At 35.2% G+C, this 17,447-nt stretch carries 19 protein-coding genes; 2 read left to right on the top strand and 17 right to left on the bottom strand.

Annotated features, from left to right (window positions below):
• The first annotated feature begins 551 nt into the window (after positions 1–551).
• A complete protein-coding gene (locus tag OA86_RS14120) occupies positions 552–1,526 on the top strand; it encodes a phosphatidylserine decarboxylase (RefSeq protein ID WP_082017342.1) in 975 nt (324 codons plus the stop codon).
• 56 nt (positions 1,527–1,582) lie between these two features.
• Here the strand turns inward: OA86_RS14120 and OA86_RS14125 are convergent, their stop codons facing one another.
• From OA86_RS14125 to OA86_RS14200, 16 genes are all read right to left on the bottom strand, one after another.
• Positions 1,583–3,856 (bottom strand): multicopper oxidase domain-containing protein, encoded by a 2,274-nt coding sequence (locus OA86_RS14125; protein ID WP_052257545.1) that lies wholly within the window; start codon positions 3,854–3,856, stop codon positions 1,583–1,585.
• 82 nt (positions 3,857–3,938) lie between these two features.
• Positions 3,939–4,421 (bottom strand): DUF305 domain-containing protein, encoded by a 483-nt coding sequence (locus OA86_RS14130; RefSeq protein ID WP_039354598.1) that lies wholly within the window; start codon positions 4,419–4,421, stop codon positions 3,939–3,941.
• A 113-nt stretch (positions 4,422–4,534) separates the two neighbouring features.
• Positions 4,535–5,020, bottom strand: a complete 486-nt coding sequence (locus OA86_RS16060; RefSeq protein ID WP_052257541.1) for a DUF6799 domain-containing protein — start codon at positions 5,018–5,020, stop codon at positions 4,535–4,537.
• Between the two features lie 76 nt (positions 5,021–5,096).
• The gene (locus tag OA86_RS14145; protein WP_039354727.1) at positions 5,097–7,595 is read right to left on the bottom strand and encodes a heavy metal translocating P-type ATPase; all 2,499 of its coding nucleotides are present in this window, start codon (positions 7,593–7,595) and stop codon (positions 5,097–5,099) included.
• Positions 7,596–7,599: 4 nt separating this feature from the next.
• The gene (locus OA86_RS14150) at positions 7,600–7,836 is read right to left on the bottom strand and encodes a heavy-metal-associated domain-containing protein (RefSeq protein WP_039354602.1); all 237 of its coding nucleotides are present in this window, start codon (positions 7,834–7,836) and stop codon (positions 7,600–7,602) included.
• Positions 7,837–7,913: 77 nt separating this feature from the next.
• Positions 7,914–8,471, bottom strand: coding sequence for an AraC family transcriptional regulator (locus OA86_RS14155; RefSeq protein WP_039354605.1), 558 nt, complete (start codon positions 8,469–8,471; stop codon positions 7,914–7,916).
• A gap of 281 nt (positions 8,472–8,752) precedes the next feature.
• Entirely contained in the window at positions 8,753–9,223 is a 471-nt protein-coding gene (locus OA86_RS14160; protein ID WP_039354608.1) for a DUF3347 domain-containing protein, read from the bottom strand.
• 98 nt (positions 9,224–9,321) lie between these two features.
• A complete protein-coding gene (locus tag OA86_RS14165) occupies positions 9,322–9,699 on the bottom strand; it encodes an HYC_CC_PP family protein (RefSeq protein WP_039354611.1) in 378 nt (125 codons plus the stop codon).
• 306 nt (positions 9,700–10,005) lie between these two features.
• Positions 10,006–10,530, bottom strand: a complete 525-nt coding sequence (azu, locus tag OA86_RS14170; RefSeq protein ID WP_039354615.1) for an azurin — start codon at positions 10,528–10,530, stop codon at positions 10,006–10,008.
• Positions 10,531–10,848: 318 nt separating this feature from the next.
• Positions 10,849–11,718, bottom strand: coding sequence for a DMT family transporter (locus OA86_RS14175; protein WP_039354619.1), 870 nt, complete (start codon positions 11,716–11,718; stop codon positions 10,849–10,851).
• Positions 11,718–11,975, bottom strand: coding sequence for a hypothetical protein (locus tag OA86_RS14180; protein ID WP_039354620.1), 258 nt, complete (start codon positions 11,973–11,975; stop codon positions 11,718–11,720). The genes OA86_RS14175 and OA86_RS14180 overlap by 1 nt, the downstream gene beginning before the upstream one ends.
• 22 nt (positions 11,976–11,997) lie before the next feature.
• Positions 11,998–12,384: a DUF423 domain-containing protein gene (locus OA86_RS14185; RefSeq protein ID WP_039354623.1), complete on the bottom strand. Its 387-nt coding sequence runs from the start codon at positions 12,382–12,384 to the stop codon at positions 11,998–12,000.
• Position 12,385: 1 nt separating this feature from the next.
• The gene (locus OA86_RS14190) at positions 12,386–13,462 is read right to left on the bottom strand and encodes a hypothetical protein (RefSeq protein ID WP_039354626.1); all 1,077 of its coding nucleotides are present in this window, start codon (positions 13,460–13,462) and stop codon (positions 12,386–12,388) included.
• 14 nt (positions 13,463–13,476) lie between these two features.
• Positions 13,477–13,650 carry a hypothetical protein gene (locus OA86_RS15730; RefSeq protein ID WP_156127381.1) on the bottom strand — a complete coding sequence of 58 codons (174 nt, stop codon included), beginning with the start codon at positions 13,648–13,650 and terminating at the stop codon, positions 13,477–13,479.
• A 21-nt stretch (positions 13,651–13,671) separates the two neighbouring features.
• A complete protein-coding gene (locus OA86_RS14195) occupies positions 13,672–14,295 on the bottom strand; it encodes a hypothetical protein (RefSeq protein WP_039354629.1) in 624 nt (207 codons plus the stop codon).
• Complete coding sequence (locus OA86_RS14200; RefSeq protein ID WP_039354632.1) at positions 14,282–15,616, bottom strand: hydroxymethylglutaryl-CoA reductase, degradative; 1,335 nt, start codon at positions 15,614–15,616, stop codon at positions 14,282–14,284. The genes OA86_RS14195 and OA86_RS14200 overlap by 14 nt, the downstream gene beginning before the upstream one ends.
• Positions 15,617–15,718: 102 nt before the next feature.
• Between OA86_RS14200 and OA86_RS14205 the strand changes: the two genes are divergently transcribed.
• Positions 15,719–16,594: a DUF4846 domain-containing protein gene (locus OA86_RS14205; protein WP_039354635.1), complete on the top strand. Its 876-nt coding sequence runs from the start codon at positions 15,719–15,721 to the stop codon at positions 16,592–16,594.
• On the opposite strand, the gene OA86_RS14210 is transcribed toward OA86_RS14205, so the two are convergent.
• Positions 16,591–17,421 carry a hypothetical protein gene (locus OA86_RS14210; protein WP_039354638.1) on the bottom strand — a complete coding sequence of 277 codons (831 nt, stop codon included), beginning with the start codon at positions 17,419–17,421 and terminating at the stop codon, positions 16,591–16,593. The two genes, OA86_RS14205 and OA86_RS14210, sit on opposite strands and share 4 nt — an antisense overlap.
• Between the last annotated feature and the right edge of the window lie 26 nt (positions 17,422–17,447).

Genomic DNA, 17,447 nt, shown 5'->3' on the forward strand with positions numbered 1-17,447 from the left:
GGCTATAAACTGTTTGCTTGGTCTCATTCCCAGAGAGATAATCTTCGATAATCAACTTTTTCTCATGATCTGTGAAATACAGCTTGTTGTTACGCCACTGTCCTAAAATGGCTATACTTTCTTGATTCATTTTTACACTTTTTTGTGTAAACCTATTTTAGGACAAGTCACTCAGTCATCAAAAAAAAAGAGCTCCGTTCAGGTCGGGGCGCGATTGCATTCTCATTAGGAATATCTTTTTATAAAAACAGAACGTTTCAATCAATTGAATTGGAAGCACAGCAGTATGAAAATGTTTTAGCACACAGATTTCACGGATTTACACAGATCATTTAATATATTCTTTTCCCAACCGTATAAAAAGAGTTCATCCGTGTAAATCTGTGAAATCTGTGAAATCTGTGAAATCTGTGCGAAGTAAAATACATTGCTGAAGAATTATGATAATCAACAAATAGAGATTTGTGCCATTCTCAAATTTTTTTTAATTGTAAATGTTAACCAAAGTGTTTCAATGATTAACTAAATTTGTCATTCATCAACTTATAAATATGAATTTTAAGAAACCAAATAAAAAATGGTTCGTAATATGGGTAATTGCATCCATCATTTTCTTTCTCGCTATTTTTCCCGTTCCGTCGCAACATCCCATAAAATATATCGATAGAGAAAACGGACAGATAAAAATCGAAAATGTTTACGGGGAAAACTGGCTGGATTGGCTTTATCATAATCCGATTGGCGAAGCGACCTTATGGACCATCGCAAAACGAAAAATAGTAAGTTCCATCTACGGTGATATGATGGACGAACCTTCGTCAGCTGATAAAATTAAGCCATTCATCAAAAATTACGATGTAGATATCACAATCGCACAAAAACAAAATTTCAAAAGTTTTAATGATTTTTTTACCAGAAAACTCAAACCTGAAGCAAGACCAATCGTTACCGATTCTCTCGCAGTAGCTTCTCCCGCTGACGGTAAAATTTTAGCGTATACCAATGTAAAAAATTCTGATTTTTATATTAAAGGTTTCAGATTTAATGTGGATTCATTTTTAAGTAATCCAGAATTATCAAAAAAATATGAAGATGGAAGCATGATCGTTTTTCGACTTGCACCACCCGATTATCACCGGTATCACTTTCCAGTAAGCGGAACTACCTTAAGTTCAAATATTGGCATAGATGGTTTTTACTACTCCGTAAGTCCATTGGCGCTTCGTAAAAAAGCCGAAATTTTCTGTTTAAATAAAAGAGAATATGGCGTGATAAAAAATCCGGTTTTCGGCGATGTCGTTATGGTAGAAGTTGGTGCAACAATGGTCGGAAGCATGATTCAAACTTACGAAGGAACGTCAGTAAAAAAAGGCGAAGAAAAAGGTTATTTCAAATTTGGCGGCTCAACGGTAGTTTTGTTATTCGAAAAAGATAAGATCAAAATTGATAATGACTTATTAATTAACACGTCGAAGGGATTGGAAACCACCATCAAAATGGGCGAACAAATTGGGCTAAAAAAATAAAATCCGTCCCACTTTTAAATGAGACGGATTAAAATTAGCAGATGATTCTTTTAGCTTTAATACATAAAAGTCAAGCCCGCTCCAAAACCAAACTCGCTGTCGTAATTGGTTGAAACAGAAACCCATTTCTGCACCACATATTTGAGTCCGAAATCAAATTCTCTATCAGAATTCACGGAAAAATTTCCACGGATGCGCGGCGAAATTTTAATATTTTCCCGACTCAAATCAAATACTACTTTCCCGTTTTGATCTACACTTGCGTCTGCAACGACCAACATCGGTAAAATATAACGAATACCTGCAATGGCGACATTCTGATTTTTTGGCATCACATTTTGTCCAAACCAGGTTGTTTTCATATCATGAGTTTTGTAAGATCTGAAACCAACGTAAGGCATTGCCCACTGGTATTTTCCCAAAAACCGCCCAACTTTTACACTGCCTTCGTAATGGCTAAAATCGTAGTTAGAATGAATTTCGTTAATATTCATCCACCTTGCTCCTAACATGGTCATATTTTCAAAATGAAATTTATTAGACTCTAGATCGAGCATCGCGGTCGTGCTGATCATTCTGTTTGTGCTCAAAAACTTTTTATAAGCAGCTTCTTTATCCGGTAATTGTGGATTTGGAGCGGAGTTTTCGTAACTAAAAACGCGACCCATTCCGGTCATCATGTGATATAATATATGGCAATGGAAAAACCAGTCGCCGTCTTGATTTGCAGCAAACTCAATGGTATTGGTTTCCATTGGTGCCATATCAACCACATTTTTCAAAGGAGAATATTCCCCTTTAGAATTAATTAGCCTGAAATCATGCCCATGCAGGTGCATCGGATGACGCATCATCGAATTATTGTACATCGTAATTCTTACAACCTGCCCTTTTTTAATTAAGATCTTGTCACTTTCGGCCACCGTTTTATTATCTAAAGTCCAGAGATAATTTCGCATATTTCCTTCCAGTGTGAACTTCAATTCCTTTACATTGTCATCGGGCAAGATCGTTTTGAACGGAGATTTGAGCATGTTATAACTTAAGCGCTTAATGCTATTTTGATCTGAGGAATTAATTTTCATTTCAGATGTCATATCCATTTTGCTATGATCCATACTTTTATCAGAATCCATCTTCATATCAGAAGATTTATTTGTAGTGCCCATCATTTCATGCATGTGTTTCATACTCTGCATTCTTTGGCTTTCAGATAATTCCGGATACATGACTTCGTTCATATCCATCATCTGATTTCCCATCGTCATGTTCATCGGTTTCATATCGCCACTCATTTCCATCATGCCGTTCATCATTTTCATGCCTTCAAAAAGCATGAGTTTTGGCAAGTTTGGCGCTTCAACTCTGTCACCACTTCCTAACCACAATGAAGCGTGACCTTGTCGGTCTTCAGAAGTGGATCGGAATTCAAAACTTTTGTTTTCAGGAATGGTGACTTCAATATCGTAGGTTTCAGAAACACCTACGATGAGACGGTCAACTTCAACAGGTTCTACTTCATTACCATCATTTCCAATTACAGTGATTTTCCCACCACCATAATTTAACCAGAAATAAGAAGATGAACCACCGTTTGCAATACGAAGATGAACTTTATCTCCTGCTTTCAGATTTTTGTAATCAGAAGAAATTTGTCCATTAATTAGGAAATTATTGTAGTAAACGTCACTCACATCCATTGCTTCCATACGTTTCCACTCATTTAAAAGTTTGGTACCAAAATGTCCTTTTCCGATAGCTTCAGAATAACTTTGTGTCGTTCCTTTTTTAATCGCCCAATAATCTCCCTGATCCATGTGAAGACGGCGCATGATATCTTTTGGATTCTCATCGGTCCATTCTCCTAAAAGAACAGGAATATCCGCATCGAATTTTTTATCAGCTTGGCTTTCTCTTTTCTTGAAAACTAAAATACCGTTCATCCCAATTTGTTCCTGAGTTCCTTCATGGGAATGATACCAATAGGTTCCGTTTTGAGAAATCCTGAATTTGTAAAGCTGAGTTTCACCTGGCTTCACTTCTTTCGTCGTCAAATACGGAACACCATCCATTTCATTCGGTAGAATCACGCCGTGCCAATGAAGACCGGCATTTTCTTTTAACTGATTGTGCAGATAAATTTCTGCTGTGTCACCTTCCGTAAAATATAAAGTTGGCGCTTGCAATCTTCCATTCGTGGCAATCGCTCTGACTGGTTTTCCGCTAAAATTAACGAGCGTGTCTTTTACATAAAGATCATAACGAACTGTTTTTCCACCAAAAGAAATTTTACCACTGCCCTCATTTTTTGAAGTCTCTTTTTTCTCCATGTGCATCGAGTGATCCTGAGAAAACCCCTGAACCGACACGACAATAAACAGCAGTGCTAATAATTTTAAAAAGTTTGATCTGTTATTTTGCATTATCTAATCTTTTAATCATTGTTTTCATTTCTTCTATTTCTTTTTTCTGAGCACTGATGATGCTTTCCGCTAATTTTTTAACTTCAGGATCTTTAATGTTGGCTCTTTCACTTGTTAAAATCGCGATGGAATGGTGAGGAATCATTGCGCGCATCCAAAGTACATCTCCAACGATTGGACTTTGAGCGCGAACTAAACCCAGCGCTGCAAAAAACAAACCTATACTTCCCACGATTATTCCCAAGTTTTTCTGCTTATTCTGATACATTTTGCGCATAAAGAAAAACATGATCAAAGCCATCGCGGAGATTCCAAGGCAGACCATATAAAATCTGGTTAAGCTGAAATAAACGTGATCCAATTCATAGGTATTGAGATACATTGTAATGTACATCGCCACAAATGAGGCTGCAAGCATTAATACAAATGTGGTGTAAACTTTGCTTTTTGAGTGGTCCATTGAATTTTCCATTTTTTAAAATTTAATTTGGTAGAGATCGTTTTTTGAAAGTACTTATCTGCCGTTTATTTTGAAACTAAAATTTGCCACAGGAATCGACTCCTGCGGCAAACATTTGTAATAATCTATTTTTTCACTAGATCCATTCCGCATTTGGAACATTTATCACCTTTCACGCCCACAACTTCGGGGTGCATTGGACAGGTGTAAACCAGTGCTGAATCTTTTTTGCCGGTCGTCGTCTTTTTCATCATCTTCATATTTTCACTGCACATTTTACCGTCCATTCCCATGCAATCTCCTTCTTTCATGGTCATTTTGGTTCCATCTTTCATCATACAATCTCCATTGGTCATACAAGTTGTGCCGTTTTTCATGGTCATGTTTTTGTCCATCGGCATTGTTTTACCGTCTTTCATCATCATCATTTTACCATCTTTCATCATGCAGCAATCTTTCATTTTGTGGTCTGTCATCTTGTGATCTTTCATTTTGTGGTTTTCAGCTGTTTGCTTTTGCTTGGTTTGTGCAGAAACATTGCTAAATACAAGGAATAAAGCGATGGTGAAAAATGAGACCACTAATTTTTTAATTACATTTTTTGTTTTCATAATAAGTACTAATTTAAATTCAATTTCGTCAGAACCACTGTTGCCTGGCCTTCAGTCTTGCTGTTGCCCAATTTATTTATATTTTAATATTTTTTAATCTTAATGAGTTACCAATTACAGATACCGAGCTGAAACTCATCGCCAATGCTGCGATCATCGGTGATAAAAGAATCCCGAAAACCGGAAACAAAACGCCCGCTGCAATTGGAATTCCTAAAATATTATAACCTAAAGCGAAAAATAAATTTTGCTTGATGTTCTTCATTACGGCATCGCTTAAATTTCTTGCTTTTACAATTCCGTGCAGATCGCCTTGTACCAAAGTGATCATTGCACTTTCAATGGCAACATCAGTTCCGGTTCCCATCGCGATTCCGACATCACTTTTTGCCAAAGCAGGTGCATCATTTATTCCGTCTCCCGCCATTGCTACGATCTTTCCGCTTTTCTGAAGTTTTTCAACTTCCTGAAGTTTATGTTCAGGTAACATTCCAGCTTTGAAATGAACAAGATTGAGTTCTTTTGCGACCGCTTGAGCAGTATCATGATTGTCTCCTGTGAGCATGATCACATCAATGCCTTTATCCATGAGTGCTTTAATTGCTTTTATACTTGTAGGTTTTATTTTGTCACCTATAACCACATATCCAGAAACTTTTCCGTCTACCGATAAGTACGAAACCGTTTTTCCCTGCTTTTGAAAATTTTGGGCTTCAGTTTCCATTTCAGAGGAAATTTCAGCTTTGGCGTATTCCATCATTTTGGCATTACCCAAATCCACTTTCTTACCGTCGACTTTTCCTTCAACACCTTTTCCTGTCACTGCACTGAAATTTTCAGCGTTTGTAATTTCTATATTTTGTTCTTTTCCATATTTTACGGTGGCGTCTGCCAATGGATGTTCACTCATTTTATTTAAAGAAACAATGAACTGCAAAACTTCTTTTTCTGTAAAGCTATCTCCGAAAACTCCTATTTTTTCAACGGTTGGTTTTCCTTCCGTAATGGTTCCGGTTTTATCGATGATCAAAGTATCCACTTTATCCATTTTTTCTAATGCTTCGGCGTTTTTAATGAGCACTCCATTTTGCGCACCTTTACCAACACCGACCATCACAGACATTGGTGTGGCTAATCCTAAAGCGCATGGACAGGCAATAATAAGAACAGCGATTGCATTTACAAAAGCATAAACATAAACAGGTTGTGGACCAAAAATAGCCCAAACGATGAAAGTAATAATCGAAACAAGTACAACAATTGGTACAAAATAACCTGACACCGTATCTGCTAATTTTTGAATTGGTGCACGACTTCGACTGGCGTTATTGACCATTTCCACAATTTGCGAGAGTAAGGTATCTGATCCCACTTTCTCTGCTTTCATTAAAAAAGATTGGTTCCCATTAATGGTCCCGCTGCTTACCTGATCATCTACTGTTTTGGTCACAGGAATTGGTTCACCAGTAATCATGGATTCATCCACAGAGGTTTCCCCTTCTGTAATTGCGCCATCTACCGGAATTTTATCGCCAGGTTTTACACGAAGGATATCGCCTATTACTATTTGTTCGATCGTTACTTCTTCTTCAACTCCGTCTTTCACTCTAATCGCTCTGTTAGGTGCGAGTTTTAATAATTCCTTTACGGCAGAATTTGTTTTGCTGTGCGCTCTTGCTTCCAACACTTGTCCCAATAAAACTAAAGTCAAAATCACAGTGGCAGCTTCGAAATAAACATGAACTGCACCAGTATGGGTTTTAAATTGCTTTGGAAAAATATCTGGAAAAAACATTCCAAAAACACTAAAAAGGAAAGCCGCTCCAGCGCCGATTCCTATCAACGTAAACATATTCAACTTCCAGGTTATGATACTTTTATAGGCACGTTCAAAAAACATCCACGCTGCATAAAATACGACTGGAATAGACAATGCGAACTGAACCCAGTTCCAATATTTCTGTTCCATCAAATTATACAAAGGATTGTTTGGAATCATTTCACTCATTGCTATTAAGAAAATGGGTAAAGTAAAACCAGCGGCAATCCATAATTTGCGGAGTAATTTTTTATAGGTCTTTTCTTCTGCTGAAATATCAGGTTGCATCGGTACAAGATCCATCCCACAAATCGGACAAGCTCCAGGTTCATCTCTGATAATTTCCGGATGCATCGGACAAGTCCATTGTTCAGAATTTGAACTACTCAATTTTTGTTCTTCGACCAAATCCATTCCGCAGACTGGACAATCGCCCGCTTTGTCGTAAGTCTTTTCACCTTCGCAGTGCATTGGGCAATAGAAAGTTCCGTTGCCTTTTTCTTTTTTTACGGGAGCGGGAATCGCATCTTTTTTTGGCAGATCATTTATATTATGAATGCTGTAGGTTCCACCATCGTTTTTTAGGGCTTCCTGATATTTTTCGATGTGAAGATGTTCGTTCGTTTCGATAACTGCTTCTTCCTTTTCCAGATCAACCGTAACTTTAGAAACTCCTTCAACTTTAGAAAGTATTTCTTCTACGTGGCTTCTGCATCCGTCGCAGGACATTCCCTGTATATGATAGGTATGTTTCATAATTTTAGTTTTGTCTGCGTGCATTGTTCTGAGAATCCATCTTTGGTGTTAAAATATATTTTTCAGGCAAAGATTTTTGAAGCGTTTCCGTATCTACATGGCTACTCATCGTCACTTCAACTTCTGCTTTTTGTACATCTGCAACAACGTTGGTCACATTTTCTACCTGTCTCAAATATTTTTCTACAGAAGATTTACATCCGCCGCAACTCATTCCTTTTAAATTGTAAGTGTATGTCATGATTTCTATTTTGTATTAATTATTATACAAATTTAGGGCACCTAAATCCAATTGATTGGTACAATACGGGATAATTCTTACACAATTCCGTCCAGAGATTTTCTATCCCAATTTTGCAGATTTTTAAATTCTGTCATCGATATTCCGGTTTCATTTTTAAATTGTTTCGCCAAATGACTGCTGTTATGGTAATCTAAACTATAGGCTATTTCTGAAAAATTATCCTGACCAAGTTGTATCAGTTCTTTTACCTTCTCAATCTTTAGGGTAATTTCATATTTTTCAATTGTCATTCCTTCGGTTTTACTGAAAAGTTTACTTAATGCTGAATATGATTTATCAAATTTCTTTTGCAAAAAAGCAGAGATATTTTCATTGTCCTGATCTTCTATTTTTTTGATAACCGCGATCTTAATGTCTTCAATTAAAACTTCTGTTTCATCTTTGATGATCTCAAAACCGTGCTTAATTAGAATTTTCTCTAGTTCAGAATTGTTAAAAGGTGAATTTTCACTCAGCACAACTTTACCTAATTCGAGCGATTCTACTTCGTAGCCCAAAGCATTTAGTTCTCTTTCTACGGTAGATTTGCAACGGTTGCAAACCATATTTTTGATGTATAAAGTTGTTTTCATGAGATTAAAAGTTTAATGAGTATTTCATTCTTTAGATGATTCCAATAATTTCTTATTTTATTAGATTAATAGAATTATCTTTTATTCAGATTGGTTAAGAAAGTCTTTCTGTAAGGTGTTTTCTCAACCTTCACACGTCCTTCTTTGGATACGGGAATGAGTCTTACTGCAAATTTTTTTCCTCGCTGATCTCACAGATTGTATTGATTTAAATTTTTCTATTTAAAATCCGCTTCATCCATGAGATCTACGGGAAAATTTTAAAATTTATGATAAAGAACTTACTTTATTTCAGATTTCACGCTTCCACACGTCAACATCGATTTACCGTAATAAGGATTTTTGACTGCTTTTTCAGCGCTCAACCAACTTGCATCTGCCATTGGACAGTATTGCACGAAAACTGACTCGTTAGAAAGTTTAAAATTTTTGGTCAGTGCGATCATATTTTGAGAAAGACCATTGAAGGATTCTCTTTGCGTTTCGATGCTTCTGCTTTCTGCAATTTTAGTCGCATTTTTTCTCAAGACATCAAGATTACCTTCCGATAAAACTTTGTAATCAACCATTGAAGCTGATTTGATAAACGTGTCGGCGGCTTTTGAAGCTTCATCAGAATTATCTGTAACCAAAGCAGTTTTGATATTGAGATAGTTTTGATACAGTTTTGAGATGGAAGCATCACTTTTTTGAGCAGACAAGTTGAGGATTGAAAATACAGAAAACAGGGTTGTGAAAATTAATTTTTTCATTGTAATAAATTTAGATTGTTTTAAAAATAGGGAAAGTCCAAATGAAATTTTGGACACAAAGCATCATCATTCTTCAATTGAAAAATGACAGATTAATTCTAAATTCTAAAATTACAATAAGAAATAAAGAGAGGCAATTCCGCTTTGTCGGGCGGCGCATTAACTTGTACAGAAAAATGATTTCTTTCTACTACAGGAATCAAAAATTCTGCGTAGAAAAGTTCTGGTACAATTGCTACTAAAGGTGAATCATTTATAAATGAAACATCCGCTTTCTGAGCAACATCTGTTTTTAAGATCTTAATTTCACTCTTGCAGCAATCCTTTTCTTTTTTGGTGCCACAAAGGTCACAAGTATTAGAGGACGACGCGGAAGAAACGAATATTTGATCCAGACAATAATGCACATTGTAAACCATTCCGGAAGAAAATCCGAAATAGAAAACGGTGAACATTATGGCTAAAATCTTTTTCAATGTGAAATTATATTTGGTAAAGATACGAAATAAGAAAACAAACGATTCAATAAACTATTGATAGCGTGAATGAATTTAATTTCAAAGTTGATCTTTTGTTTCTTCTCGAAAAACTGATCGCATTCAAATTAATTATTCCACTTACTACCTTTTGAATCCTGATGCTTTTTATAATTGCTAAAAATTTGGAAGCAAAAAACTGTGGGGAATTACCACGATAACTATTAAGAATACAAAATAAAAAAAGGATCAGTAAAAATTTACCAATCCTTAATTATAACCTTTACAAATTTTAACTCCGAAGAATTATTTTACGTTGAACTTTCCTTTCATTACAGAATAATGTCCCGGGAATGAACACATATAATCATAAGTGCCTTTTGCTGGAGCCTTGAAAGTTATAGTATCACTTTCGCCACCACCGATCAACTTAGTATGGGCAATTATATCACTCGTATCGGTTGGGATATATCCGTCTTTCTGCGCTTTTGAAGCCTTTTCTTCGAATTTCGCAAGATCAGTACCTTGTTTTAAAAGAACGAAATTGTGTCCCATCGATGCGATTGGCATTGTTCCCGTATGATGTAAAGTGAGTACAACCGTTTGACCTTCATTAACATCAATTTCTGAAAGATCATACTGCATCTTATCAGTAGAATTTAAAGTAATTTTGATGGTGTCTTGTTTTGCAGCATCAGGAGTTACAGGAGTAGTTTGTTCAACTGGTGTATCCGACACCACTTCTTTTTCCTCAGTTTTATTACACGAAACAAAAAGAGTTGCGCTGATTGTTAAGATTGCTAAAGTAGACTTGAATTTTGAATAATACATATTAAATTATTTTTATCAAATGTATATATTAAATATGAATAAAGCAAATTTTAATTCTAACAACTTGGGAGGAAAGCGAGCGATTTGCATCAATAACAGATCTATAATTAGTAATTTTTTATAATTAAATTTAAAGTAAATGATTTATTCAACCTCATTTATTTCAACTGATTCCATCTATTTGCTTTTATAGTAGCGATTTACATCAATATGATTGCAGGATCCTTAAAATTTCAAATCAGTTGATTCAAATTTTAAGTTTTTGAAACTTACTAAAAATCAGTCTTTACTAAAAATATTATTTACTTTCAATATAAATTATATTTTTTCTATTGATTTTTTCTCATAAAAGGTTGTAGCAATTCCCAGAAGTATAATTCCGCTTCCTAACATTTGAACGCCAGTAATTTTTTCATTCACAAAAATTGCCGCCAAGATCATGGCAAAAATCGCCTGACTGAGCAAACTTAAAGAAACTCTAGTTGGTCGCATTTGTTGCGTTGCATAACTAATCAATAACCACGCGATCAGTTGACAGACGACTCCCTGAACTAAAAGTGAAACCCAAGCTTCATTCGAAAATCCCGAAAATTGTTCGCCGAAACAGACATTAATAATGAAAAGAAAAATAGTGCTGAAAATCATGCTGTACGTAATGAAAGTGATGACTTCTAATTTTGCTAAAAGTTTCTTGCTCGCCAAAATATAAAGCGCATAAAATAATCCCGAAAGTACGCCGAGAAAGAAAGCAAAATCTAATTTCAGATCTAAAATCGTATCAATTCCCACAAAAACCATCATCCCAATTAAGGCGATAAAAGTTCCAAGCCAAAAACTTTTCCTCGGACGATAATTTAAAAATGCAAAAGAAAAAAGGCCGACCCAAATTGGGGAAAGATTCGTAAGTAAAGTTGCCTGAGTCGCTGATGAATTTTGAATGGAGATATTCCAGACTGCAATATCGGAGGCAAAAAGAATTCCGCAAAACGCGATTGGTAGTAGTATTTTAAAACTTTCCAATTTGAGTTTACCTTTATAGAGTGCAAAAGGTAAAATGATCGCAGTTGCAATTGCCATTCGGTAAAATGCCGAAATCAAACCTGAAGTCAGGTTCATTTTTACAATCACCGGAAAGATGGAAATGCAGAGAATTCCGAGAAATAAAGCAATTCTTGGTTTCGTTATCATTAGTAAAGTCTTCCAACCTGTTCACAAATCTCTAAATATTCAGCAGGTATTTTTCCAAAAAATCCCTGTTCATAATATTCATCAAAATGAGGAATATAAATGCTGTAACTTTTCCCAAGTGGAATTATGGGAATAAAGAAAAGTTCAAAATACCTCTTGTAAACCGTGATGATCGCGTTCACTTCTACGCCATTTTTCACAATTTTACGTTGTTCTTTGCCTTTTGGCTTTTTGTTGAAACCGAATAGAAAAAACATTAAATTTAATTTTAAAAGATCTTTAAACCTTGTTTTTTACAAAATAGAAAATCAACATCGCCCAGGAAATAATCATTAATAATCCTCCGAGCGGCGTAATCGGTCCAATCGCTTTAGAAGGAATTGCAGCAACTTCGCTAAATGCCAGCAAATAAATACTTACCGAAAATATAAATGTTCCGGCAATCATTAAAATAGAGATCCATTTTTCTGAGGGCGTTTCAAATTTTAAAACATATCCCACGATCAATAAAAATAAGGCGGAATACATCTGATATTTCACGCCTGTTTCGAAACTCGCCAGTTTATCAACGGAAATAACTTTCTTTAAAGCATGCGCACCAAATGCTCCTAAAATCACAGAGATCAATCCGTAACTAGCTCCTACAACTAATGTAAATGTTTTCATATTATAATTCTTCTAATTCTAAATTTAAATTCTTTTTTGTTTTGTAATCCTGCCACGTTCCAACGATTTTAGTTCCTTTCAAATGGGCTTCAATTTTTGCTCGTGGAATCCATTCTTTCAAATTCTCATCATGATAATCATCTTCAGTGGCAGAAATATGATTGTTTTTAAAGGTTCCGTGCCATTCGATGAGTTTCTTATTTTTTACATACCAATAAACACAAGTGAACGAATTGTCATCGTAAATTTGTTTTACCAAAAGCATGATCGGATATTTCCCGTCAATCTTTCCTTTGTACAGTTTATTTTGAATGCTCCCCGGAGAAATCACCTTCTCAGAATCTGACAGTAAATTTTTCGCAAACGGACTAAAATACTTCTCGAGTTCTTTATATTTAAAAACAATTTCATGACTTCCCAGATCATCTAAAGCGCGCAAAGCATGATTGGAACATCGCCCTGCAACTATCGTAAATTGATTTCTTCCGAAATAAAATTTTAAATAGGGTAAAGTATTTTCGGTAAAACAATCTTGATACATCGCAATTTGGTCGTCCTTATCTTGATCCCGAGTTGGAGCAGCTTTAAGTTCGATGATGTAATCTTTGACTCTTTTCTTTATTTTATCATTGATGATTTTTTCAATTTTAAAATAGGAATTGGGCTGAAAAAGATCTTCCAGATTAATGAAATTTCCCGTTCTTAAATCAAAGTTTCTGTAGTTCGTAAAACCTTCCGGATAAGCGCCACTTGCTTCACCTTCCATTTCAAGAGAAAGAATATTTCGTGGTGTTCCTAACCTTTTCCAACTGTAAAAATAGAGATAGTTTTGATAAGAATTCGTAGCAGTAGAAGCCAATTGATAAGGATTTTTTCCTGAATTGGGAACGAATTCTAACTCATCAACCTGCAGAAAAGTATTGATCTTTTGTTGAACCACAGCTTTCTGCGAATAAGAAATTAAAGGAAAAATAAAATCTTCAGATTGAGGTTGCAGATTGGTGATCTTTACATTTTTCTGCTGCGAAAAACTAAAAACCGATAAAAAAATCAACGCGAATAAAACTCCTTTTTTCATCTTAAGATTTCCCGTTATGCTACAATTCGAGTTTGATACATGATAACCAATTCAGTGATGATCGATAAAAGTCCGATCGCAATAAACATCCAGGAAAACCTTTTTGATTTTGCGAATCCAGGATCTTTGGTGACTTTCACAAAAATCCCAAATATTAAAATTAAAACTCCCAGAAAGATTTGAAACATATCTTTTATTTCTATTTAAAATTATTCTATCACTAAAGTAACAGGTTGAGCGAAATTTTGTTTGATCAATTGATCGTTATGACGCAATGGTTTTTCTAAATGGTCAATGGAATAAAGAAACAAGGCAGTCATTAAGTTAAATGCCAAACTCTCACCGCTATATTTCACTTTTTTGAATTTCCCATCCGTATCCACGAGAAAATTTAATTTGCATCGATATGTTGCGGAAGAATAATCTGAAAATAAATAAGCAGGATAATTGGTTCGCAGAAATAATCCTAACTCTTTTAATTGTTCCCCATTTTCAATGTCTTCAATTCCCAACTGCAAGTCTGAAGTCTGATTTTCTGAAGTGCCAGATTTCTCAAGAGTCGATACGTCTGCAACACTTCTATCGTAAAGATCTTGATAAAGCTTCGAGAGACTTTCTATTTTAACACTGTAAAAAGTCCGGTATTTTTCTGAATATAAATGTTCATCTTTTTTAAAATCGTACCGCTTTAAACTATCGGAAAAGACTTTTTTAATCTGCTGAACTTCCTTTAAAATTTGATCATTTGTAATTTTGATCTGCCCAAAAACGGACTGAAAACTAAAAAAGAAAAACACCAAAAAGAATACAGATTTTAATCTACTTTTTACCATCTCTTAATTGATTAAACTCACTAATCACTTCATGATGCGTCACGGTTTTGTCTTTAAAATAAGTAACAAAATGATTTTTTTCTTCTTCTGTCGCGCCCAATTGATTCAGAATGTTGAACAAATGCATTTTCATGTGACCTTTCTGAATTCCCGTTGTTACCAAAGAACGCAACGCGCCAAAATTTTGAGCCAACCCAGAAACTGCCAAAATACTCATGAGTTCCTGTGCTGAAGGTTTACCCAACAAAGCCAAAGAAAATTTCACCAGCGGATGAAGATTCGTTAAACCACCCACAACTCCAACAGAAATGGGTAGATCGATCCAAAACCGAAAAATTCCGTTATCGATCGTGCAGTGAGTTAAACTCGTATATTTTCCATCTTTCGCAGCGTATGCATGAGCACAAGCTTCGGTTGCCCGAAAATCATTTCCGGTTGCAATCACTACGGCATCAACACCGTTCATAATTCCCTTGTTATGCGTCGTAGCGCGATAAGGCTCGATTTCTGCAATCGTAACCGCACGTTTAAATTTGGTTGCAAATTCTTCATTAGAAATTCCGCTGTCATCTTTTAAGTCTTCAATTTTACAGGAAACTTCCGCTCTCACGATACAATCTGGCGTAAAGTTGGAGAGAATATTCATCACGATCTGCAAGGAATCTTTTTCTTCTTGCGTGAAACTTTCTTCCTTTTGAACTTCCTCTTTTAAAGTTTTTCCAAAAATTTCGAGACAAGAATTAATAAAATTAGCACCCATCGAATCAACCGTATCAAAACTCGCTTTTAGTTGAAAATAATTTTCTAAATCCGCAGACTTATCAATGAGTCGGATATTCAAAATTCCACCACCGCGATTTCGCATGTTTTTGGTAATATCTTCCGTGGCTTCAAAAAGTTTTTTCTTTAATTTAAAGTTGAAGAAATGCAATATTTTATGAGGTTCAACATCCAAAATAAAATGGGTGTGACCTAATTTTTTCGTATTAATGATGGTCGTTTTAAAACCGCCTTTATCGATCCAGAATTTCGCAGCTTTGGAAGCGGCTGCAACGACTGAACTTTCTTCAACAGCCATTGGTAAAGCTAATAACTTTCCATCGATGAGAAAATTAGGTGCAATTCCGTACGGCATATAAAAGTTGGAAATGGTGTTTTCCGAAAATTCTTCGTGTAATTTTTGCAAGGTTTCATCTCCGTTCCAATATTGCTGAAGAACTTGCTCGTAACTGCGGTCTTCACTCAGATATTCTTTGATGAGCCAATCTATTTTTCTTTGTTTTGAAAGTTTAGAAAAACCCTCAACCGGACTGTGATTCATAGAAATAAATTTGAAATGTAAAGATAGGAAATTCGGTGGGATGTTTGATACGGGATGTTAGAAGATGGATGGAGATTATCGCGAAAATAATTATCTTTCAGCATGAAACAATTATCTATTCTTGCGATCTTATTTTTATTCTTGAGCTGCGAAAAATCGAAAGATAAGAATTCTCCTATTTTAGACGAAAGGCTGAATGGAAATATTGAAACGAAATCTTCCAATAAAATTAATGAAGAAAAAAACACAATAAAAGAACGGTTTCCTGCACCTGCAGGTTTCGAATACGTAAGTGAAAAACCAATGTCATTTGGAGCTTATATTGAAGGTTTTCCGCTGAAAAAACATGGATCACCGATCTTGAAATACGATGGAAGTGAAATCGCAGCTCAAAATCTTCACGAAGCTGTTTTTGATATCGATACCGGCACGAAAGACCTGCAACAATGCGCCGATGCGATAATTCGGCTTCGTGCGGAATATCTCTTTAAAAATAAAATGTTCGATGAGATCAAATTTCATTTTACAAGCGGAGATCTCATGACCTGGAATGATTTTAAAAATGGAACGCGAGCATTTGTCAACGGAAACTCGGTACAATTCAGAAAGACTGCAACATTAGACGATTCCTATGAAAACTTTAGAGAGTATTTAAATCTGATCTTCAATTATGCGGGAACAATTTCGCTAAATAAAGAGACGCGACCGATATTAAAAACAAGTGATCTAAAAAGTGGCGACATTTTGATCAACGCCGGAAGTCCGGGACACGTTGTCTTTATTGCGGGAGTTTCGGAAAATAAGAAAGGAGAAAAATTATTTTTGCTTGCCCAAGGTTTTACACCGGCTCAGTCAATTCATCTGTTAAAAAATCCTTTCAACCCTAAAATTTCGCCGTGGTATGAACTGGATGTTGATTCTCGCGAAACAAAAACGGCGAGATATTATTTTTCGCCGAGTAATTTTAGAAAATTTTAATTCACAATAATATTTCCTGCAGCATTATAATTAAAAGTCCAGTCCACCGCACTTTTCAAAACCTCCTTGCCATTTTGATAGTCGTATTCTTTATAGGATGCGAAATTATTTTTTGAAAGTGATCTGTAAAAATACTCCTCCAACAAAGTTAATTTCTTAAATGGATTAGGAGAATTGTCATAATTTTGAAACAATCGAATCCGTTCTTTTTGCTGGTCAACGCCGGCCAATTGCTTAAAATATTCTGTCTTTGCTAAATTACCGTTTGCATCGTAGTAGAATTTTTCTCGATAAGACAAAATTTTATCTTCGGGATTTCCTGGATCATAAATCATATTTGGTAATGCTGTTATTATTTCATCTAACTGTCCATTTTGATAAAAGTATGAATCATTTTTATACCAATAAATATTAATGCCAGCAGATTGTTTCTTCGTAATCTGATTTTGAGCATTTAAAGTGAAATATTTACTATTTTTTGGGATGGTAAATTGGGTGGAATTATAAAAATCTTCTACGGTTACTTTATCATTTTGATAGATTATAGAGGTGGAAATCTTATCGGTAAACATTGCATTAAATCCGGTTGAGCCCGAAATAGATAAAAATCCTCCGGTTTTTTTCATCACTCTTTTTTGCCTGTCATATTCGAACATGAAATTGATTTCAGCTCGATTTATGATCCACAAATCTGGGTAAAGAAAACCGGTTTTAAGATTCGTCAGCAAAGGCTCATTATCTTGATCTATTTTCGAATCACCATCTCTACTGCAAGATGTCATTAATATCGCTAAAAAAAGAATCTGAAAAAGGTATTTTATTTTCATAAAAAATATTTGAATTAAAAACCAAA

The sequence above is a fragment of the Kaistella jeonii genome, assembly GCF_000812865.1.
Classification (GTDB): Bacteria; Bacteroidota; Bacteroidia; order Flavobacteriales; family Weeksellaceae; genus Kaistella; species Kaistella jeonii.